This is a genomic window from Curtobacterium sp. VKM Ac-2865, from assembly GCF_015350905.1.
Lineage (GTDB): Bacteria > Actinomycetota > Actinomycetes > Actinomycetales > Microbacteriaceae > Curtobacterium.
This window is the reverse complement of record NZ_JADKRZ010000001.1, coordinates 347744-366959: the sequence shown is the minus strand read 5'-3', so window position 1 is coordinate 366959 and position 19216 is coordinate 347744. Positions and strand designations below refer to the sequence as shown.

Annotated in this window: 19 protein-coding genes; 8 read left to right on the top strand and 11 right to left on the bottom strand. The window is 69.5% G+C overall.

Annotation, left to right across the window (positions count from 1 at the left end):
• Positions 1-7: 7 nt before the first annotated feature.
• The 3 genes from ITJ54_RS01610 to glgA all read right to left on the bottom strand — a co-directional run bounded on the left by ITJ54_RS01610 (position 8) and on the right by glgA (position 2490).
• Positions 8-256 carry a type B 50S ribosomal protein L31 gene (locus ITJ54_RS01610; protein WP_071275272.1) on the bottom strand — a complete coding sequence of 83 codons (249 nt, stop codon included), beginning with the start codon at positions 254-256 and terminating at the stop codon, positions 8-10.
• Between the two features lie 112 nt (positions 257-368).
• Positions 369-1151, bottom strand: a complete 783-nt coding sequence (locus ITJ54_RS01605; RefSeq protein ID WP_194625593.1) for an ABC transporter ATP-binding protein — start codon at positions 1149-1151, stop codon at positions 369-371.
• Between the two features lie 142 nt (positions 1152-1293).
• Complete coding sequence (gene glgA, locus ITJ54_RS01600; RefSeq protein WP_194625592.1) at positions 1294-2490, bottom strand: glycogen synthase; 1197 nt, start codon at positions 2488-2490, stop codon at positions 1294-1296.
• A 47-nt stretch (positions 2491-2537) separates the two neighbouring features.
• On the opposite strand from glgA, the gene ITJ54_RS01595 reads away from it, so the two are divergent.
• The gene (locus ITJ54_RS01595; RefSeq protein ID WP_194625591.1) at positions 2538-3779 is read left to right on the top strand and encodes a glucose-1-phosphate adenylyltransferase; all 1242 of its coding nucleotides are present in this window, start codon (positions 2538-2540) and stop codon (positions 3777-3779) included.
• Between the two features lie 30 nt (positions 3780-3809).
• Positions 3810-4448 carry a phosphoserine phosphatase SerB gene (gene serB, locus ITJ54_RS01590; protein ID WP_194625590.1) on the top strand — a complete coding sequence of 213 codons (639 nt, stop codon included), beginning with the start codon at positions 3810-3812 and terminating at the stop codon, positions 4446-4448.
• 12 nt (positions 4449-4460) lie between these two features.
• Here the strand turns inward: serB and fabG are convergent, their stop codons facing one another.
• On the bottom strand, positions 4461-5174 hold the full coding sequence (fabG, locus tag ITJ54_RS01585) for a 3-oxoacyl-ACP reductase FabG (protein ID WP_194625589.1): 714 nt from the start codon (positions 5172-5174) through the stop codon (positions 4461-4463).
• Positions 5175-5352: 178 nt separating this feature from the next.
• Here fabG and ITJ54_RS01580 point away from each other — a divergent pair, with 178 nt between their 5' ends.
• Genes ITJ54_RS01580 through ITJ54_RS01570 form a run of 3 tightly spaced genes read left to right on the top strand, consistent with a single transcriptional unit; the run spans position 5353 to position 7090 of the window.
• On the top strand, positions 5353-5784 hold the full coding sequence (locus ITJ54_RS01580) for a DUF3099 domain-containing protein (RefSeq protein WP_194625588.1): 432 nt from the start codon (positions 5353-5355) through the stop codon (positions 5782-5784).
• Positions 5784-6119, top strand: coding sequence for a hypothetical protein (locus tag ITJ54_RS18420; protein WP_416354638.1), 336 nt, complete (start codon positions 5784-5786; stop codon positions 6117-6119). Before ITJ54_RS01580 ends, ITJ54_RS18420 begins: the two co-directional genes overlap by 1 nt.
• Positions 6116-7090 carry an SURF1 family protein gene (locus ITJ54_RS01570; protein ID WP_194625587.1) on the top strand — a complete coding sequence of 325 codons (975 nt, stop codon included), beginning with the start codon at positions 6116-6118 and terminating at the stop codon, positions 7088-7090. Before ITJ54_RS18420 ends, ITJ54_RS01570 begins: the two co-directional genes overlap by 4 nt.
• A gap of 120 nt (positions 7091-7210) precedes the next feature.
• On the opposite strand, the gene ITJ54_RS01565 is transcribed toward ITJ54_RS01570, so the two are convergent.
• Positions 7211-8809, bottom strand: coding sequence for an ABC-F family ATP-binding cassette domain-containing protein (locus tag ITJ54_RS01565; protein WP_194625586.1), 1599 nt, complete (start codon positions 8807-8809; stop codon positions 7211-7213).
• A 115-nt stretch (positions 8810-8924) separates the two neighbouring features.
• Between ITJ54_RS01565 and ITJ54_RS01560 the strand changes: the two genes are divergently transcribed.
• Positions 8925-9524 (top strand): biotin transporter BioY, encoded by a 600-nt coding sequence (locus ITJ54_RS01560; protein WP_194625585.1) that lies wholly within the window; start codon positions 8925-8927, stop codon positions 9522-9524.
• 268 nt (positions 9525-9792) lie between these two features.
• Here the strand turns inward: ITJ54_RS01560 and ITJ54_RS01555 are convergent, their stop codons facing one another.
• The 5 genes from ITJ54_RS01555 to sufB form a co-directional block, all read right to left on the bottom strand.
• Positions 9793-10122 (bottom strand): metal-sulfur cluster assembly factor, encoded by a 330-nt coding sequence (locus tag ITJ54_RS01555; protein WP_123653503.1) that lies wholly within the window; start codon positions 10120-10122, stop codon positions 9793-9795.
• The gene (gene sufC / locus ITJ54_RS01550; RefSeq protein ID WP_194625584.1) at positions 10122-10895 is read right to left on the bottom strand and encodes a Fe-S cluster assembly ATPase SufC; all 774 of its coding nucleotides are present in this window, start codon (positions 10893-10895) and stop codon (positions 10122-10124) included. Before sufC ends, ITJ54_RS01555 begins: the two co-directional genes overlap by 1 nt.
• A gap of 83 nt (positions 10896-10978) precedes the next feature.
• Positions 10979-11305 carry a non-heme iron oxygenase ferredoxin subunit gene (locus tag ITJ54_RS01545; RefSeq protein WP_194625583.1) on the bottom strand — a complete coding sequence of 109 codons (327 nt, stop codon included), beginning with the start codon at positions 11303-11305 and terminating at the stop codon, positions 10979-10981.
• On the bottom strand, positions 11305-12597 hold the full coding sequence (sufD, locus tag ITJ54_RS01540) for a Fe-S cluster assembly protein SufD (protein ID WP_194625582.1): 1293 nt from the start codon (positions 12595-12597) through the stop codon (positions 11305-11307). The genes ITJ54_RS01545 and sufD overlap by 1 nt, the downstream gene beginning before the upstream one ends.
• Entirely contained in the window at positions 12598-14016 is a 1419-nt protein-coding gene (gene sufB, locus ITJ54_RS01535; RefSeq protein WP_194625581.1) for a Fe-S cluster assembly protein SufB, read from the bottom strand.
• 263 nt (positions 14017-14279) lie between these two features.
• On the opposite strand from sufB, the gene ITJ54_RS01530 reads away from it, so the two are divergent.
• The gene (locus ITJ54_RS01530) at positions 14280-15251 is read left to right on the top strand and encodes a COX15/CtaA family protein (RefSeq protein ID WP_194625580.1); all 972 of its coding nucleotides are present in this window, start codon (positions 14280-14282) and stop codon (positions 15249-15251) included.
• Positions 15252-15773: 522 nt separating this feature from the next.
• Here ITJ54_RS01530 and ITJ54_RS01525 read toward each other — a convergent pair.
• Positions 15774-16745 (bottom strand): heme o synthase, encoded by a 972-nt coding sequence (locus ITJ54_RS01525; RefSeq protein ID WP_416354885.1) that lies wholly within the window; start codon positions 16743-16745, stop codon positions 15774-15776.
• Between the two features lie 341 nt (positions 16746-17086).
• Here ITJ54_RS01525 and tkt point away from each other — a divergent pair, with 341 nt between their 5' ends.
• Entirely contained in the window at positions 17087-19183 is a 2097-nt protein-coding gene (tkt, locus tag ITJ54_RS01520) for a transketolase (RefSeq protein ID WP_194625578.1), read from the top strand.
• Positions 19184-19216 lie beyond the last annotated feature (33 nt).

Here is a 19216-nt window from a genome sequence, read left to right as displayed (position 1 = left end):
GAAGGACCTACTTGCTGAAGCCCTTGAAGCGCTGGTTGAACTTCTCGACGCGACCGGCGGAGTCGAGGATGCGCTGCTTGCCCGTGTAGAACGGGTGCGAAGCGGACGAGATCTCGACGTCGATCACCGGGTAGGTGGCACCGTCGAGCTCGATGGTCTTGTCGCTGTTCGCGGTCGAACGCGTCAGGAACGTCTCACCGGAAGCCAGGTCGCGGAAGACGATGGCGCGGTACTCGGGGTGGGTCTCGGTCTTCATGAGGTGATTCCTTGGGTGGATAGCGGTGTTGAGAGCGGGGCGGTCGCCCCGGAAGTCTGCGGCTCACGCCAGCCGTCCACGATACCAGACAGCGGACCCGAACGGGAGCAGGTCAGGACGCGCGCGCCGTGAAGCGTCCGGCGTCCTTCGTGACGGTGAGCGCGATGCCGAAGGCCTCGCTCAGGGTGGCGTCGGTCAGGACGTCGTCGATCGGGCCGGCGGCCTGGATGTGCCCGGAGGACAGGATGAGCGCGTGCGTGAAGCCCGCGGGGATCTCCTCGACGTGGTGGGTCACGATGACGATCGCCGGCGAGTCCGAGCTCTGCGCGTACCCGCCGAGGGTGCGCACCAGGCTCTCGCGGGCGCCGAGGTCGAGCGAGGCGGCCGGCTCGTCGAGGAACAGGATCTCCGGGTCGGTCATGACGGCCCGGGCGATCTGCACGCGCTTCTGCTCGCCGTCGCTGAGCTCGCCGAAGGTCCGGTCGGTGAAGGACCCGAGGCCCCACTCGTCGAGCACACGCTGGGCGCGACGGACGTCGAGCTCCTCGTACTCCTCGTTCCAGCGACCCGTGACCGAGTACGCGGCGGTGAGGACCACGTCGATGACCTTCTCGGTCACCGGGATGCGGCGGGCCAGGGCCGTGGACGCGAAGCCGATGCGGGGCCGGAGTTCGAACAGGTCGGCTCCGCCCAGCTCGGTCCCGAGGACCTCGACCTCACCCGAGGTCGGGAAGCTCTGTGCGCCCGCGACCTGCAGCAGCGTGGTCTTGCCGGCGCCGTTCGCGCCGAGCACGACCCACCGCTCGTCGTCCTGCACCTCCCACGAGACCGCGTCGAGGATGGTGGCCCCGTTCCGGACCACGGACACGTCTGACAAGCGCACAACCGAGGGCATGCCCCAACCCTACGCGAGCGGACCGTCACCCGATGTCCGCGGGGCGCGCGCGTCGCGCCAGGTGGCGGACTGACAGGAGGCCCGGGTGACGTCCGTCGCGGACGTCACCCGGGCCTCCTGGCTGGTGCTGCTCTGACTCGCCTCAGCGAGCCGCCAGGACCTGGTCGTAGACCGCCCGGGTCCGCGTCGCGATGGCGCCCCAGGTGAACTCGCTCTCGACGCGGAGCCGGCCGGCGCGTCCCATGAGCTTGGCGAGCCCGATGTCCGACAGCACCTCGTTCAGCGTGGCGGCGAGGTCGGCGACGTACTTGTCCGGGTTCGTCGGCGTGCCGGTGCCGTCGGTGACCTGGTCGATCGGCACGATGCGGCCCGTCAGTCCGTCGGCGACGACCTCGGGGATGCCACCGGTGCCGGAGCCGACGACGGGGATGCCGCAGGCCATGGCCTCGAGGTTGACGATGCCGAGGGGCTCGTAGATCGAGGGGCACACGAAGACGGTGCCCGAGGACAGCACGTTGACGATCTCGCGGTGGGCGAGCATCCGGTCGATCCAGACGACGCCGTCGCGCTGCTGGCGGAGGTCCTCGACCAGACCGGTGACCTCGGCGAGGATCTCGGGGGTGTCCGGGGCGCCGGCGCACAGGACGATCTGCACCTCTGGCGGCAGGGCAGCGACCGCGCGGAGCAGGTACGGCAGGCCCTTCTGCCGGGTGATGCGCCCGACGAAGACGACACTCGGGCGCTCGGGGTCGATGCCGAGGGCACGGACGGCGTCGTGGTCGACCTCGGGCTTCCACTCCTCGACGTCGATGCCGTTGTAGACGACGTGCACCTTCGCGGGGTCGATGGACGGGTACGACCGGAGGATGTCGGCGCGCATGGCCTTCGACACGGCGATGACGGCGTCGGCCTCGACGAAGGACTCGCGCTCCATCCAGCTCGACAGGCGGTAGCCGCCACCGAGCTGCTCGGCCTTCCACGGGCGCAGGGGCTCGAGGGAGTGGGCGGTGACGACGTGCGGGATGCCGTGGGTCAGCTGCGCGATGCGCCCGGCCGCGTTGGCGTACCAGGTGTGCGAGTGCACCACGTCGGCGCCCTCGACGTCCGCGGCGATCTGCACGTCGGTGCCGAGCGCCTGCAGCGCGCCGTTCGCCTGGCCGAGGCCGTCCGGCGTGCGGTAGGCCCACACGTCCGGTTCGTCACGGAAGGCCCCGAAGGCGCGGACGCGCACCTCGGTGTCCGTCCCGGACCGCAGCGCCGCGGTCAGTTCGGCCACGTGGACACCCGCTCCGCCGTAGACCTCCGGCGGATACTCCCTGGTCAGTAGATCGACTCGCACGGACTCAACGTAACGGGTTCCCACTCCGGACGCCTACTGTGAACCCCATGGCACCAAAGAAGGTATTCGGCATCGTCCTCGCGGGAGGCGAGGGCAAGCGGCTCATGCCGCTCACTGCCGACCGCGCGAAGCCCGCAGTCCCGTTCGGCGGGAACTTCCGACTCATCGACTTCGCGCTCTCGAACCTGGTGAACTCCGGGTTGCAGAAGATCGTCGTCCTGACGCAGTACAAGTCGCACAGCCTGGACCGCCACGTCGCGGAGACCTGGCGGATGGAGGGCCTGCTCGGCTCGTACGTCGCGTCGGTGCCCGCGCAGCAGCGCCTGGGCAAGCGGTGGTTCGCCGGTTCGGCCGACGCGATCCTGCAGTCGCTCAACCTGTTGCGTGACGAGCGTCCGGACATCGTCGTCGTGGTCGGCGCCGACCACGTGTACCGCATGGACTTCTCCCAGATGGTCGACGCGCACATCGCCTCCGGTCGCAGTGCCACGGTCGCGGCGATCCGCCAGCCGATCGGCCTCGCCGACCAGTTCGGCGTCATCCAGGTCGACCAGGACGACCCGACCAAGATCGACGCGTTCCTCGAGAAGCCGACGGACGCCATCGGTCTGGCGGACTCCCCCGGCGAGATCCTGGCGTCCATGGGCAACTACGTGTTCAACGCGGATGCCCTGGTCGACGCCGTGCTCCGCGACGGGCAGGTCGAGACCTCGGCGCACGACATGGGCGGCGACATCGTCCCGGACTTCGTCAACCGCGGCGACGCGGGCGTGTACGACCTGCAGCGCAACGAGGTGCCGGGGTCGAACGACCGCGACAAGTACTACTGGCGCGACGTGGGGACGATCGACTCGTTCTACGACGCCCACATGGACCTGATCGCCCCGGTGCCGGTCTTCAACCTCTACAACACCGACTGGCCGATCTTCAACCAGCAGACGAACCTGCCGCCGGCGAAGTTCGTCCGTGACGCGAACGGCAACACCGGCGCGACGGTCGACTCGATCGTGTCGCTCGGCTGCCTGATGTCCGGCGCCCAGCTCGAGCGCAGCGTCATCGGCCCCTGGTGCACGGTGGACTCGGGTGCGAAGGTGCTCGACTCGATCGTGTTCGAGCGGGCGTCGATCGGCGCCGGAGCCGTCGTGAACCGGGCGATCCTGGACAAGGACGTCGTGCTCGCTCCTGGTGCCCGGGTGGGGGTCGACCGCGAGGCCGACGTCGCCCGCGGCTTCACCGTGACCGAGTCCGGCATCACCGTGGTCGGCAAGGGCGTCCGCGTCGAGGCGTAACGAGGTGCGCGGCACCGCTACCGTGGTGGCGTGCCGCGCTTCCTCGTCGTCCTCGATGCCGACTCCACCCTGCTCGAGGACGAGGTCATCGAGCTGCTCGCCGAGTCCGCGGGGACCCGACCACAGGTCCAGGCGGTCACGGAGCGCGCGATGCGCGGCGAGATCGACTTCGCGGAGAGCCTCCGGGAGCGGGTCGCTACCCTGGCGGGCCTCCAGACCGACGTCTTCGCACGGGCGCAGCACGCGGTCCGCGTGACGCGTGGCGCCGAGGACCTGGTCCGGGGCGTCCACGCCGCCGGCGGCACCGTCGGTGTCGTGTCGGGGGGGTTCCACGAGGTCCTCGACCCGTTCGCCGCGCAGCTGGGTCTCGACCACTGCCAGGCCAACCGTCTCGAGGCGGTCGACGGCGTGCTCACCGGGCGGGTGCTCGGCGACGTTGTCGACGCCCACGCCAAGGCCGCCGCGCTCCTGGCGTGGGCCGATGCCGACGGGGTGCCGCTCGCGCGGACGGTGGCGGTCGGCGACGGTGCCAACGACGTCGAGATGATGCGCGTGGCGGCGCTGTCCGTCGCGTTCGACGCCAAGCCGCGGGTGCGCGAGTCCGCGGACCTCGCCGTCGTGGACCGCGACCTGTCCGCCGTGCTGGCCGCGTTGGGCTTGCGGGGCTGACGCCCGGTCTGGCTAGTGGCCCATCCCGAGGCCGCCGTCCACCGGCACGACCGCGCCGGAGATGTAGCCGGCGCCGTCCCCGGCGAGGAAGAGCGTGGCGTCCGCGACGTCGTCGACCGTGCCGTAGCGCGCTGCCGGGATCTGCTTCTTGAACTCGGCCTGCAGCTCCTCGGGCAGCGCGGCCGTCATGTCGGTCTGGATGAACCCGGGCGCGACCACGTTGGCGGTGATGCCGCGCGAACCGAGCTCGCGCGTGATCGAGCGGGCCATGCCGACCAGCGCGGCCTTCGAGGACGCGTAGTTGACCTGACCGACCTGCCCGTAGGCGCCGACGACGCTCGACATCAGCACGATGCGACCGTACTTGGCGCGCATCATGCCCTTCGTCGCCCGCTTCACGACGCGGAACGTGCCCGTGAGGTTGGTGTCGATGACGCTCGTGAAGTCCTCCTCGCTCATCCGGAGCAGCAGGCCGTCGTTCGTGATGCCGGCGTTCGCGACCAGCACCTCGACGGGGCCGAGTGCGTTCTCCACCTCGGTGAAGGCGGCGTCGACCGAGGCGGTGTCCGTGATGTCCGCCTGCACGGTCAGCGCGCCCTCGGGGCCGCCGTGGCCGCTGCGGGAGGTGACTGCGACGCGGTGTCCGGCAGCGACGAACCGCTCGGCGAGGGCGAGGCCGATGCCGCGGTTGCCGCCGGTGATGAGGACGGTACGGGGGGTGGTCATGGGCGCTCCGTTCGGTGGTGTGCTCGGGGTGCACGGCGTGGCTGTCCGACGGCGCGCGGACGATGATCCGCCCGACACGCCCGCACGAGCCTACCGGGGCACACACGGCCCCAGATCGGACGGTCAAGTGTCGGTGGCCGGGCTTAGGCTGATGTGTGGGCAGACGGAGAACGAAGGCATGAAGACGACGCGTACGACGCAGAGCATCACGGCACTTCCGAAGTCACCGACGCGTGACCGACACCACCGTCTGTCGCGCTACGTCTGGCAGATGGCGGTCCGCGTGTTCCTGTTCGTCGGAGCCGTGCTCGTCTACACCGTCTGGCACAGCCCGATCCTCGCGATCATCCCCATCGTGCTCGCCGGCGTGATCCCGTGGATCGCCGTCGTCATCGCGAACGCCGGCAGCCACGTCGAGTCCGACGCGATCGCTCCCGCCGGTGCCCTCGTGCGTGCCGCCGACTACGACCCGGCACTCCGTCAGCAGCAGGAGGACGCCCGCGCGCAGGCCTACCGTGACGAGCAGGAGCGGCTGCGCCAGGCCGCCCAGCACGCACAAGAGGAATGGCAGCGGAACGGCGACCGGTCCCGCATGTGGGGTCACCGCTGATGGGGGCGACCTTCGACCTGTTCACCGAGCCCGGTTCCACTCCGGTGTGCTCGCGCGCCGGGTGCTCCACCGCTGCCAGCTGGCGCGTCAACTGGCGGAACCCGCGCATCCACCCGCTCGACCGCGTGAAGATCTGGGCGGCGTGCGACGAACACTGCGACTTCCTCGCCGGGTACCTCCGCTCCCGCACGTTCCCCGTCAAGGTCACCGGCATCGACGAGGACGTCGACCAGCTGGACGACTCCCACCGCCCCGACGCCGTGCAGCACGGCGCGCTGCACGGCGGCCCGAAGAACGACGTGGGTGAACGGACCCGCTCGGCGAACGAGCGATGACCGACGACTTCGACCCGCAGTCGCGCTACGGCCGGAAGCACGCCGCGCGCATCCGCCAGGCCACGGCGCGTGAGCGTGCCGCGCAGGTCGAGACCATCGCGCACGATCCCGACGAGCCCTTCGTCGGCTGGCACTTCGTCCGGAGCCGCCGCTGGGTCGGGTACTTCGCGATCGCGGTGGCCTTCGCCATCCTGTGCACGCTGTTCGGCATGTGGCAGTGGGACCGCCGCAACGAGGCCGTCCGTGAGAACCAGCAGATCGCCTCGAACTACGACCACACCCCGGTCGCCGTGCAGGACGCCCTCCCCCGGGCCTCCAGCTGGTCGAACGACCAGACCTGGCTCCGCGTCACCGTCACCGGGCGCTACGACACCGACGACCAGCTCCTCGTCCGCAACCGCGTCCACAACGGCCAGCCCGGCTTCGAGGTCCTGACGCCGCTCGTCACCGCCGACGGCCGCGCGTTCGTCGTCGACCGCGGCTGGGTGCCGACCGGCAACCGGCAGGACGCCCCCGACCGCGTGCCGGCTCCCCCGTCGGGCCAGGTCACCGTCACCGCGCGGCTGCAGCAGTCCGAGCCTCGGATCCCCGGACGCACCGACCCTGCGCACACCGACCAGGTCCAGTCCGTCACGCTCGCCGACGTGGCCGCGAAGATCGAGGCCCCCATCTGGACCGGTGCGTACGGGCAGCTCGCGTCCGAGAGCCCGGCACCGACCGAGGCCCGGCCCCTCGGCTGGAACCGCCCGAGCGCCGACACCGGCCTGCACCTGAGCTACTTCATCCAGTGGTTCATGTTCGCCGCCGGGGGCTTCGGGTTCCTGGCGTACCTGATGGTGCAGGAGTACCGGAACCTCAACCAGGACGACCCCGAGGAGCGCGAGCGCGCCCTCGAGCGGCAGCGGCGCAAGGACGCCAAGCCGAAGACCGACGCCGACATCGAGGACGAGCTCCTCGAGTCGCGTCGCTGACTCCGGACCGCTGACTGCGGACTGCTGACACAGCGGACGGGAGGCTCGTGGCGGCGCCGCCACGAGCCTCCCGTCCGTCATCAGCGCGTCAGAGCGTCAGCGACTCCGGAGGAGCGCTGGCTACGCCAGCTCGATGAGCTCCGCGTAGTCCTTGTTCCAGTGGTCCTCGGTGCCGTCGGGCAGGAGCAGGACGCGCTCGGGGTTGAGCGCCTCGACCGCACCGGTGTCGTGGGACACGAGGACGACGGCACCCTCGAAGCCGGCCAGGGCGTTGAGGATCTCCTCGCGCGACGCCGGGTCGAGGTTGTTCGTGGGCTCGTCCAGCAGCAGCACGTTCGCGCCGGACACGACGATCATCGCGAGCGAGAGACGGGTCTTCTCGCCACCGGACAGGACCCCGGCCTTCTTGTAGCCGTCGTCACCGGTGAACAGGAACGAGCCGAGCACCCGCCGGGCTTCGGTCTCGTTGAGGTCGGTCGACGCCGACACCATGTTCTCGATCACCGTGCGGTTGATGTCGATGTTCTCGTGCTCCTGCGCGTAGTACCCGATGCGCAGGCCGTGCCCGGGCAGGATCGCGCCGGTGTCCGGTGCGTCGGCGCCCGCGAGGATCCGCAGCAGCGTCGTCTTGCCGGCACCGTTGAAGCCCAGGATGACCACGCGGGAACCACGGTCGATCGCCAGGTCGACGCCAGCGAATATCTCGAGGGACCCGTAGGACTTCGAGAGCCCCTCGGCCATCAGCGGCGTGCGGCCGCACGGAGCCGGCGTGGGGAAGCGGATCTTCGCGACCCGGTCGGCGACGCGCTCGTCCTCGAGCCCCGCGAGCAGCTTGTCGGCGCGCGCGACCATCTGGTGCGCCGCAGCGGCCTTCGACGCCTTCGCACCGAACCGGGCGGCCTGGTCCTTGAGCGTGGCGGCCTTCTTCTCGGCGCCGGCGCGCTCCTTGCGGCGGCGCTCCTCGTCGGCGACGCGCTGCCGCTGGTAGAGCTTCCAGCCCATGTTGTAGATGTCGATCGTCTGGCGGTTGGCGTCGAGGTAGAAGACGCGGTTGACGACCTCGTCGACGAGCTCGACGTCGTGGGAGATCACGATGACGCCGCCGGGGTAGGTCTTCAGGTGCTCGCGGAGCCAGACGACCGAGTCGGCGTCGAGGTGGTTGGTCGGCTCGTCGAGGATCATCGTCTCGGCGTCCGAGAACAGGATGCGCGCGAGCTCGATGCGTCGGCGCTGACCACCCGAGAGCGTCTTGAGCTGCTGGTCGAGGATGCGGTCGGGCAGCTTGAGGTTCGACGCGATAGAGGCGGCCTCGGCCTCTGCGGCGTAGCCACCGAGCGCGTTGAACTGGTCGTCGAGACGGGAGTACCGACGCATCGCCTTCTCCGCGACGGCCGTGTCCGAACTGGCCATGTCGAGCGTCGCCTGGCGGATGCCCTCCACGAGCTCGCCGAGCCCGCGGGCGTCGAGGATGCGCTTGCGCGCGGTGTCCTCGGGGTTGCCCGAGCGGGGGTCCTGCGGCAGGTAGCCGATCTCGCCGGTGCGGTCGATCTTGCCGTCGGTCGGCGGCTGCTCGCCCGCCAGGGCCTTGGTCATCGTGGTCTTCCCGGCGCCGTTGCGGCCGACCAGCCCGATCTTGTCGCCCTTCTCAACACGGAAGGACACGTTCTCCATCAGGAGGCGAGCCCCGACGCGGATCTCGAGGTCGTGCACGGCAAGCACAGTGGTGGTCCAATCAGTTGGTGGTTGTGCACAACGGTGTGTGCGGGAGGTTCACCGCTACGCTGACGGGACCGACAGTCCCGAAGGGGACCAGCAGTCCATTCTAGGAGAATCCATGACGAACGCCACCGGGTTCGCTCCCCGCGCAGTCCTCGCCGACCGTCTTCGGACGCACGGGCTGGCCACCGACGCCGCCCTCGTCGCCGGCGGCGCCCTGTTCACCGCCGCGATGGCCCAGTTCGAGGTCCCGATGTGGCCGGTCCCGATCACCGGCCAGACGCTCGCCGTCGTGCTCGTCGGCGCGACGCTCGGAGCCCGCCGCGGTGTCCTCTCGATGCTCGTGTACGCGATCGTCGGGCTCGCCGGCGCCCCGTTCTTCGCTGGCATGTCCGGCGGCCTGCACATGCTCAGCGTCCCGAGCTTCGGGTACGTCATCGGCTTCATCCCGGCCGCCGGCGTCATCGGGTGGCTCGCCCGCCGCAACTGGGACCGCAAGGTCGGGCGTGCCGTGGTCGCGTTCACCCTCGCCAGCGCGATCCCGTTCGTCACGGGCCTGCCTTACCTGGCGCTGACGCTCGGCGCGCTCGGCCTGCCGAACGACCTGCAGTCGGTGCTCGCCGCCGGCCTCTACCCGTTCATCGTGGGCGGCGTCGTGAAGGCCCTCATCGCCGCGGGCATCGTCCCGCTCGTGTGGAGCCTGCTCCGCCGCCGCTGACGCCCCTGCGCCGCGCGAAGGGCCCCGGACCGCTGGTCCGGGGCCTTTCGCGTGCGCGCTGCTCGTGCGGGTGCGCGTGCGCGCTGCGCGCTGCGCGCGCCCCCGGACCCCGGACCGGCTGAGATCGCACTTCGTGTCGGCTCCGGCACGCACGACCCGACACGGAGTGCGATCTCAGCCCCGTCGGCTCTGCCCGAACCGGCCCATGACAGACGGGAGGCTCCCTGCCAGCTGGCAGGGAGCCTCCCGTTCGTCGTGTGGGTCGCGACTAGATCGAGAACCCGAGGGCGCGCATCATCTCGCGCCCGTCGTCGGTGATGCGGTCCGGGCCCCACGGCGGCATCCAGACCCAGTTGATGCGGAAGGCGTCGACGATGCCGTCGAGCGCGTTCGCGGTGTCGCCCTCGATGACGTCGGTCAGGGGGCAACCGGCACTCGTCAGCGTCATGCTGATGATGAGCGCCGACGCCTCGTCGTCCCAGGCGAGGTCGTAGATGAGCCCGAGGTCGACGATGTTGACGCCGAGTTCCGGGTCCTGGACCTCTTTCAGGCCCTCGACGACCTCGTCGAACTTCTCCGGTGCGAGTGTGGTGATCATCAGTTCCCCGCTGCTGCGGCTGCGGCCTGCACGTAGCGGTCGTAGCCCTCGTTCTCGAGACGGTCGGCCAGCTCCGGGCCACCCTGCTCGGCGACCTTGCCTGCGACGAACACGTGGACGAAGTCCGGCGTGATGTAGCGCAGGATGCGCGTGTAGTGGGTGATCAGGAGCACGCCGAGGCCGGTCGCTGCCTTGGCACGGTTGACGCCCTCGGACACGATCTTCAGCGCGTCGACGTCGAGGCCGGAGTCGGTCTCGTCGAGGACGGCGAACTTCGGCTTGAGGAGCTCGAGCTGCATGATCTCGTGGCGCTTCTTCTCGCCACCGGAGAAGCCCTCGTTGACGTTGCGCTCGGCGAACGACGGGTCCATCTTGAGGTCCGCCATCGACGACCGGAGGTCCTTGACCCAGCCGCGCAGCGCGGGGGCCTCGCCGTCGATCGCCGTCTTGGCGGTGCGGAGGAAGTTCGAGACGGTCACGCCGGGGATCTCGACCGGGTACTGCATGGCGAGGAACATGCCGGCACGGGCACGCTCGTCGACGCTCATCGCGAGGACGTCCTCGCCGTCGAGCGTGATCGAGCCGCCGACGACGTGGTAGCGGGGGTGACCGGCGATCGTGTAGGCGAGGGTCGACTTGCCCGAGCCGTTCGGCCCCATGATCGCGTGGATCTCACCCTCGTTGATGGTGAGGTCGACGCCCTTGAGGATCTCCTTGACACCCTGGTCGGTGTCGATCGAGACCTTGAGGCCGCGGATTTCGAGAGTGGACATTGCGTTCCTTCGGTTGCAGCTGGGGTGCGGCGTCAGCCGCGGGAAGAGTGTGGAGGTCGAGGTCAGTCGACGAGGACCGGGTCTCAGTCCACCGGGACCGGGTCGTGCACGTCGACGTAGACGTCGCCGTCGCGGACCTCGACCCGGAACACCGGCACGGGCTCGTACGCCGGGAAGTTCTTCGGCTTGCCGGTGGTCAGCGAGAACTGGGACCCGTGTGCCCAGCACTCCAACGAGTCGCCCTCGACGAAGCCCTCGGCGAGCGAGATCTCCCCGTGGGTGCAGGTGTCCCCGATGGCGTGCACGACGCCGGCGGAGTCCTTGACGATCGCGACCGGGGTGCCCTCGACGACGACACGCATGGGGCTCTCCACGGCGATGTCGCCTTCGGCGCAGACCTTCTCGGCCATCAGACCGAGGTCTCGGTCAGGGACGCGTCGGTGATCGGCGCGGCGAGCACGGTCTTGCCCTCGAGCAGCTCCTGCTCGACGGCGGCGATGAGGCGTTCCTCGAGCTCGGGCGCACCGATCTTCTGGATGACCTCGACCAGGAAGCCGAGCACGACGAGGCGGCGGGCCTCTTCCTCGGGGATCCCACGGGCCTGCAGGTAGAACAGCTGCTCGTCGTCGAAGCGTCCGGTCGCACTCGCGTGACCCGCACCGGCGATGTCGCCGGTCTCGATCTCGAGGTTCGGGATGCTGTCGGCGCGCGTGCCGTCTGTCAGGACCAGGTTGCGGTTCTGCTCGTAGGAGTCGGTGCCGGGAGCGGTACGGCCGATGAGCACGTCACCGATCCACACGGTGTGCGCACCGGCGCCTTGCAGAGCACCCTTGTAGTTGACGCGGCTGCGGGAGTTCGGTGCGTCGTGGTTCACGTACACCTGCTGCTCGATGTACTGCCCGGCGTCGGCGAAGTACACGCCGTACATCTCGACGTCGGCACCCTGCGCACCGAGGTGCGTCGAGGGGTTGACGCGGACGACGTCCCCGCCGAGCGAGACCACCACGTGCTTGAGGAAGGCGTCACGGCCGACCTCGGCGAAGTGCGTCGAGATGTGCACGGCATCGTCGGCCCAGTCCTGCACGGTGACGACGGTCAGGCGAGCGTTGTCCTGCACGACGATCTCGATGTTCTCCGAGAGCAGCGCCGAACCGCGGTTGTCGATGACGACGATGCCCTGCGCGTTCGGCTCGGCCGTGATGACCGTGTGTGCTGCCCGCGGCTGCTGCCCGAAGTCCGAGCGCGTGATCGCGATCGACTCGTGCGCGTCCGTCGCCTTGACGGTCACGGCCAGGACGGCGTCCCGCGCGGTCCAGGCTGCCGCCGCTGCCCGGTCCTCCGGCAGGCCGGCGGTGCCCACGCGCGGTTCGTCGCTGCGAGCCCACTCGACGTCGGCGCCGTCGGTCTGGGTCGCGAGGAAGGGGTAGGCCGAGCCGTCGAGGCCGCCCGCGAGGAGCGGTGCGACCTTGTCGAGCGGCGCGAACTTCCAGTTGACCTCGCGGCCGGTGACCGCGGCGAAGGCGTCGATGTCACCCGACTGCGGGCGCTCCGATCGGGTCTGGACCGGGATCTTGCTGGCCCAGGCGCCGTCGGAGTGGGCCCGCGCGCCATGCTGTTCCTGACCGGCACCGCGCTCGGTCCCCGTGAGGGCAGCAGGCTCGATCGGCTGGTCGATTCGGGGTGTGGGGGTGGAGCTCGACATCTAGCCGACGGATCCTTCCATGCTCATCTCGATGAGCTTGTTGAGTTCGAGCGCGTACTCCATCGGGAGCTCGCGGGCGATCGGCTCGATGAAGCCGCGGACGATCATCGCCATGGCCTCGTCTTCCGCCATGCCGCGCGACATGAGGTAGAACAGCTGCTCCTCGCTCACGCGGGAGACCGTGGCCTCGTGACCGAGCTGCACGTCGTCGACGCGGATGTCGATCGCCGGGTACGTGTCGGAGCGCGAGACGGTGTCCACGAGCAACGCGTCGCAGCGGACCGTGTTCGCCGAGTGGTGCGCGTTCGGGTCGACCCGGACCTCGCCGCGGTAGCCGGCCCGGCCACCGCCACGCGCGATCGACTTCGACACGATCGAGGACGTCGTGTACGGCGCCATGTGGATCATCTTCGCGCCGGCGTCCTGGTGCTGACCGGGGCCGGCGAAGGCGACGGACAGGGTCTCGCCCTTGGCGTGCTCGCCGGCGAGGTAGATCGACGGGTACTTCATCGTGACCTTGGAGCCGATGTTGCCGTCGATCCACTCCATCGTCGCGCCCTCGTGCGCGATCGCACGCTTGGTGACGAGGTTGTAGACGTTGTTCGACCAGTTCTGGATCGTCGTGTAGCGAACGCGGGCGTTCTTCTTCACGATGATCTCGACGACGGCCGAGTGCAGGGAGTCCGACTTGTAGATCGGGGCGGTGCAGCCCTCGATGTAGTGGACGTAGGAGTCTTCGTCCGCGATGATCAGCGTCCGCTCGAACTGGCCCATGTTCTCGGTGTTGATCCGGAAGTAGGCCTGCAGCGGGATCTCGACGTGGACGCCCTTGGGGACGTAGACGAACGAGCCGCCGGACCAGACAGCCGTGTTCAGCGCTGCGAACTTGTTGTCGCCGGCGGGGATGACGGTGCCGAAGTACTCCTGGAAGAGCTCGGGGTGCTCGCGCAGCGCCGTGTCGGTGTCCATGAAGATGACGCCCTGCTGCTCCAGGTCCTCGCGGATCTGGTGGTACACGACCTCGGACTCGTACTGGGCAGCGACGCCGGCGACCAGGCGCTGGCGCTCGGCCTCGGGGATGCCGAGCTTCTCGTAGGTCGAGCGGATGTCCTCCGGCAGGTCTTCCCACGACTGGGCCTGCTTCTCCGTGGAGCGCACGAAGTACTTGATGTTGTCGAAGTCGATCCCGGTGAGGTCTGCGCCCCACGTCGGCATCGGCTTGCGGTCGAACAGCTGGAGACCCTTGAGCCGGTTCTTCAGCATCCACTCGGGTTCGGCCTTGAGGTTCGAGATGTCGGTGACGACCTCGTCCGAGACACCGCGACGGGCAGAGGCACCGGCGGAGTCGGAGTCGGCCCAGCCGAACTCGTACTGGCCGAGCCCCTCGAGCTCCGGACGGTCGATGAGCACGTCGGACATGATCTCCTCGTTTCCTTCTCGCGGCAGTTCCCTGGTGGCAACCGGCGGCTGCCGGACACCATTCCATCGCGCACCACCGACAGGACGAACCCGTCCTGGGCGATCACGCAGCTGCTGCCTCGCAACGTCATGGTTCCACGCAGTCCTGGGTGTGATCGGCGATCTCGGCCCATTCGGAGCCGGCGCCTGCCTAGACTTGACTGCTGCTGAACCCTCGAATCCTACAGGCCCGCAGCGCGGAACAACAGGAAGGCACCACCCTCGTGACTCGCGTCGCATCCCCCGTCGACCAGGACGTCCGCACACGATGGTGGTCGCTCCCCCGCGTGGTCGACCCGCGCGTGGTCGTCCTCGCCTGGGCCTCCTTCGTGGTCGAGGTCGTGCTCATCGGCACCGGCGGCCTCGTGCGCCTGACCGCTTCGGGGCTCGGATGCCCGACCTGGCCCCGATGCACGGCCGACTCACTCGTCTCCACACCCGAGATGGGCGTGCACGGCATCATCGAGTTCGGCAACCGCCTGCTCACGTTCGTGCTCGTCGTCGTGGCCATCGCGATGTTCCTCGCGGTCGTCCGGATGCGTCGGACCCGCCCCGAGCTGTTCTGGCTGGCGTTCGCCCAGGGCGCAGCGATCCCCGTCCAGGCCGTCATCGGTGGCCTGAGCGTGCTGACGAACCTGAACCCGTACGTCGTCGGCCTGCACTTCGTCGTGTCCATGGCGCTCACCGCGATCACCGCCACGCTGGTCCACCGCTCGATGAACGGGCCCCGCACGGCGCGTCGCCTGGTGCCGAACTGGTACGTCGGCGTGGTCCGCGGCACGATCGCCGCCACCGCCGTGACCGTGCTCCTCGGGATCCTGACGACCGGCAGCGGCCCCCACGCGGGCGCTGACGAGGCAGTCGACGGCGGCCGCCTGCACCGCACGGGCCTCGACCCGGCGGTGCTGCAGCACGTGCACGCCGTCCCCGCCTACGTCCTCTTCGCGCTGACGCTCGTGCTCGTCATCGGCGCCGTGCGGCTGCAGCTCTCGAGCAAGTGGGCGCTCCTGCTCCTGGTCGTCGAGTTCCTGCAGATCGCCGTGGGGCTGACGCAAGCCCGCACGGCACTGCCCGTCGGGCTCGTCGGGACGCACATGGTGCTGGCGGGGTTGCTCGTCGGTGCCGTCACGGTGGTCACCTTGACCACGAGGGCGACGGCGGGCCGCTTCGCCACGCGCGAGCCCGTCGCGCGCTGAGGCCCGTCGCCCGACCCGAGACGCCCCCGCTAGCGCGCGACGCCGCTCGGTCGCGCGAGGATCAGCCGACGATCGACGGCGCGATGCTTGGCCTTTCCCGACGCCGAACTCCTCGACCCCGTTGTGAGACACCCCTGTCTGCACGAGACGGCCCTGTCTGCGCAGGACACCACCGGGCGAGACGCCCCTGTCTGCACGAGACACCGCCGATGCGTCGAGACGACGCCGATCCCGACGGCGTCTCGCCATGTACGAGGCGTCTCACCGAGACACCGGCGTCTCGCGGAGGACCCCAGCTCCGGAGCGTCGAGACGGGGGTGTCTCGCCCAGCAGGTTCCGGCACCAACGCACCGCGCGGCGCACCACGCACCGGACGGGAGGCTCGGGGCGGGCCCGGCACGAGCCTCCCGTCCGGACGGGGTGACAGACCGCAGCCCCGAAACGACGAGGTCGACGTCGTACGACGTCGACCTCGTCGTTCCGAGTCGAAGCGGGTCGGGTCGGGTCCGCCTCGCCCGACCCCTAGAAGCTGAAGACCTGGGGCAGCAGCGGGTCGATGCCCACGGCGATGAACAGCAGCGTCAGGTAGGTGATCGAGCTGTGGAAGACGCGCATGGGCTGCACGTGCTCGACGTGCTGGATGGCCCGCGTGTAGAGCTTGTGCGACTCGACGACGAACCAGATGCCACCCGCCAGGGCGACCACCGTGTAGAGCGGCCCCATGTGCGCGACCGGGATGAGCAGCAGCGAGCACACGAGCGTCGCCCAGGCGTAGAGCACGACCTGCAGCCCCACGACCGTGCGGCCCCGGACGACGGCGAGCATCGGCACGGCGGCGGCGTCGTAGTCGTCGCGGTACTTCATCGAGAGCGGCCAGTAGTGCGGTGGCGTCCAGAGGAAGATCACCATGAAGAGGATGACCGGCGCCCAGGTCAGCGACCCGGTGACGGCGGCCCAGCCGATGAGGACGGGCATGCAGCCGGCGGATCCGCCCCAGACGATGTTCTGCGGCGTGCGGCGCTTGAGCCACAGCGTGTAGACGAAGACGTAGATGAGGATCGCGGCGACGCTGAGCGCTGCGGCGAGCCAGTTCACCAGGAACCCGAGGACCGCCGTCGACCCGATGCCGAGGATCCACGAGAACACCAGGGCCTGGCGGTCGGTGAGCTCCCCGGTGACCAGGGGTCGGGTACTGGTCCGCTTCATCAGGCGGTCGATGTCGCGGTCGATGTAGCAGTTGAAGGCCGATGCCGAACCAGCCGACATCGCACCGCCGAGGAGCGTCCAGAACACGAGCCACAGGTCGGGGACCCCGCGCTGGGCGAGGAACATCGTCGGGGCGGTCGTGACGAGCAGCAGTTCCATGACGCGCGGCTTCGTCAGCGAGACGTACGCCCGGACCTTGCGGGACAGGGTCGAGCGACGCTCGATGTCGGGCCTGGTCACGGTGGCAGTCGGCAAGGGGACCTCAGTCTGTGTCGCTTCAGCTCGCACACTCGGTGGACGGCGTCCTCGGCGTCCGGGCATGCGCTGACCCGGAATGTCCACGGGTCACGACCACTTTACGCGATGCCACCGACGAAGCCGTGTACCCGACCGTCTTCATGGCGTCCCGCTGGCACCGGTCGTGAACAGTCGGGGTGACCTGGACACCTTCTGAGTGCCGGTTCACTATGCTGGAGGGGCCACCCGCAGTGTGCCCCGAAGACGTCGGCCCGCGAACGAGTCGGTCGGCCGCCGTTGACCGGCGACCTGACGGGGCGCCGGGTGGCCACCATGTCCGTGCGGTGGCACGAGCCCTCGCACACGTCGCATCAAGAAGGGTCAACATCCAAGTGGCTGAATTCACCTGGGACGCCATCGACAAGAAGGCCGTCGACACGGCGCGCGTACTCGCCGCCGACTCCGTGGAGGCGGCCGGCAACGGTCACCCCGGCACCGCGATGAGCCTCGCCCCGCTCGCACACCTCCTGTTCCAGAAGGTGATGCACCGCGACCCGAGCGACTCCACCTGGATCGGCCGCGACCGCTTCATCCTCTCCGCGGGTCACGCGTCCATCCTCCAGTACGTGCAGTTCTACCTGCACGGCTACGGCCTCGAGATCGAGGACCTCCAGCAGCTCCGCAAGTGGGGCTCGAAGACGCCGGGTCACCCGGAGTACGGCCACACGGACGGCGTGGAGATCACCACCGGTCCGCTCGGCCAGGGCTTCGCGTCCTCGGTCGGCTTCGCCTACGCGCAGCGCTTCGAGCGTGGCCTGTTCGACCCGGAGACCCCGGCCGGCCAGTCCCCCTTCGACCACTTCACCTACGTGATCGCCGGTGACGGCGACATGCAGGAGGGCGTGACGAACGAGGCAGCCTCGCTCGCCGGTCGTCAGCAGCTCGGCAACCTCATCGCGTTCTACGACTCGAACCAGATCTCGATCGAGGACAACACCGACATCGCCTTCTCGGAGAGCGTCGCCGATCGCTACGAGGCGCTCGGCTGGCACGTCCAGGTCGTCGACTGGAAGAAGACCGGTCAGTACTCCGAGGACGTCGAGGAGCTCTTCGCCGCCGTCGAGGCCGCCAAGCAGGTCACCGACAAGCCGTCGCTCATCGTCCTCAAGACGATCATCGGCTGGCCGTCCCCGACCAAGCAGAACTCCGGCAAGATCCACGGCTCCGCACTGGGCGCCGAGGAGATCAAGGGCCTGAAGGAGGTCCTCGGCTTCGACACCGAGAAGACCTTCGAGGTCGCCCCCGAGGTCCTCGAGTACACCCGTGGCGCCGTCGCCAAGGGCCAGGAGCAGCACGCCGAGTGGCAGAAGTCCTTCGACGCGTGGGCCGCGGCCAACGCCGAGAAGAAGGCGCTGTTCGACCGGATGAACGCCAAGGAGCTCCCCGAGGGCCTCGAGGCAGCGCTGCCGGTGTTCAGCACCGAGAAGGCCGTCTCGACCCGCGCCGCCTCCGGCAAGGTCATCAACGCCATCGCGCCGCACATGCCCGAGTTCTGGGGTGGGTCCGCCGACCTCGCCGAGTCGAACCTCACCACGATCGAGGGCGCCAAGTCCTTCGGTCCGGCCGAGGCCTCGACGTCGACCTGGAGCACCGACCCGTTCGGCCGCGTGCTGCACTTCGGCATCCGTGAGCACGCGATGGGCGCGATCCTCAACGGCATCGTGCTGCACGGCAACACGCGTCCGTTCGGTGGCACGTTCCTGATCTTCAGCGACTACATGCGTCCGGCAGTCCGTCTCGCCGCTCTCATGAAGGCGCCGGCGATCTACGTCTGGACCCACGACTCCATCGCCCTCGGCGAGGACGGCCCGACGCACCAGCCGATCGAGCAGCTCACGGCCCTCCGTGCGATCCCGGGTCTCGACGTCGTCCGTCCGGCCGACGCCAACGAGGTCGCGCACGCCTGGCTGACCATCCTCAAGCACACCGACCGCCCGGCCGGTCTGGCGCTCAGCCGTCAGAACCTCCCGGTGTTCGAGCGTGGCGAGGGCGACGCCTCCGGTGAGACGCTCGCGTCCGCCGCGAACGTCGCCAAGGGCGCGTACGTGCTCGCCGAGGCGCCGAACGGCACCCCGGACGTCATCCTCATCGGCTCCGGCTCCGAGGTCCAGATCGCACTCGACGCCCGCGAGCAGCTCAAGGGCGAGGGCATCAACGCCCGCGTCGTGTCGGCTCCGTCGCTCGAGTGGTTCTTCGCGCAGGACGAGGCCTACCGCGAGTCGGTGCTCCCCGCCGCGATCAAGGCCCGTGTCTCGGTCGAGGCCGGGATCGGCATGAGCTGGCGCGACGTCGTCGGCGACGCCGGCCGCAGCGTGTCGATCGAGCACTTCGGTGCCTCGGCCGACTACCAGAAGCTGTACGACGAGTTCGGCTTCACCACGGAGCACGTCCTCGCCGCCGCGAAGGAAACCATCGCAGCAGCGTCCTGAGTCACGAGGGCCGGGTCCGGATCACGGACCCGG

Excerpts from the sequence above, each read along its gene's own strand:
- ITJ54_RS01610 (WP_071275272.1), bottom strand. The coding sequence starts at position 256 with ATGAAGACCGAGACCCACCCCGAGTACCGCGCCATCGTCTTCCGCGAC.
- ITJ54_RS01605 (WP_194625593.1), bottom strand. The coding sequence starts at position 1,151 with ATGCCCTCGGTTGTGCGCTTGTCAGACGTGTCCGTGGTCCGGAACGGG.
- ITJ54_RS01595 (WP_194625591.1), top strand. The coding sequence starts at position 2,538 with ATGGCACCAAAGAAGGTATTCGGCATCGTCCTCGCGGGAGGCGAGGGC.
- fabG (WP_194625589.1), bottom strand. The coding sequence starts at position 5,174 with ATGACCACCCCCCGTACCGTCCTCATCACCGGCGGCAACCGCGGCATC.
- ITJ54_RS01580 (WP_194625588.1), top strand. The coding sequence starts at position 5,353 with ATGAAGACGACGCGTACGACGCAGAGCATCACGGCACTTCCGAAGTCA.
- ITJ54_RS18420 (WP_416354638.1), top strand. The coding sequence starts at position 5,784 with ATGGGGGCGACCTTCGACCTGTTCACCGAGCCCGGTTCCACTCCGGTG.
- ITJ54_RS01570 (WP_194625587.1), top strand. The coding sequence starts at position 6,116 with ATGACCGACGACTTCGACCCGCAGTCGCGCTACGGCCGGAAGCACGCC.
- ITJ54_RS01560 (WP_194625585.1), top strand. The coding sequence starts at position 8,925 with ATGACGAACGCCACCGGGTTCGCTCCCCGCGCAGTCCTCGCCGACCGT.
- ITJ54_RS01555 (WP_123653503.1), bottom strand. The coding sequence starts at position 10,122 with ATGATCACCACACTCGCACCGGAGAAGTTCGACGAGGTCGTCGAGGGC.
- sufC (WP_194625584.1), bottom strand. The coding sequence starts at position 10,895 with ATGTCCACTCTCGAAATCCGCGGCCTCAAGGTCTCGATCGACACCGAC.
- ITJ54_RS01545 (WP_194625583.1), bottom strand. The coding sequence starts at position 11,305 with ATGGCCGAGAAGGTCTGCGCCGAAGGCGACATCGCCGTGGAGAGCCCC.
- sufD (WP_194625582.1), bottom strand. The coding sequence starts at position 12,597 with ATGTCGAGCTCCACCCCCACACCCCGAATCGACCAGCCGATCGAGCCT.
- sufB (WP_194625581.1), bottom strand. The coding sequence starts at position 14,016 with ATGTCCGACGTGCTCATCGACCGTCCGGAGCTCGAGGGGCTCGGCCAG.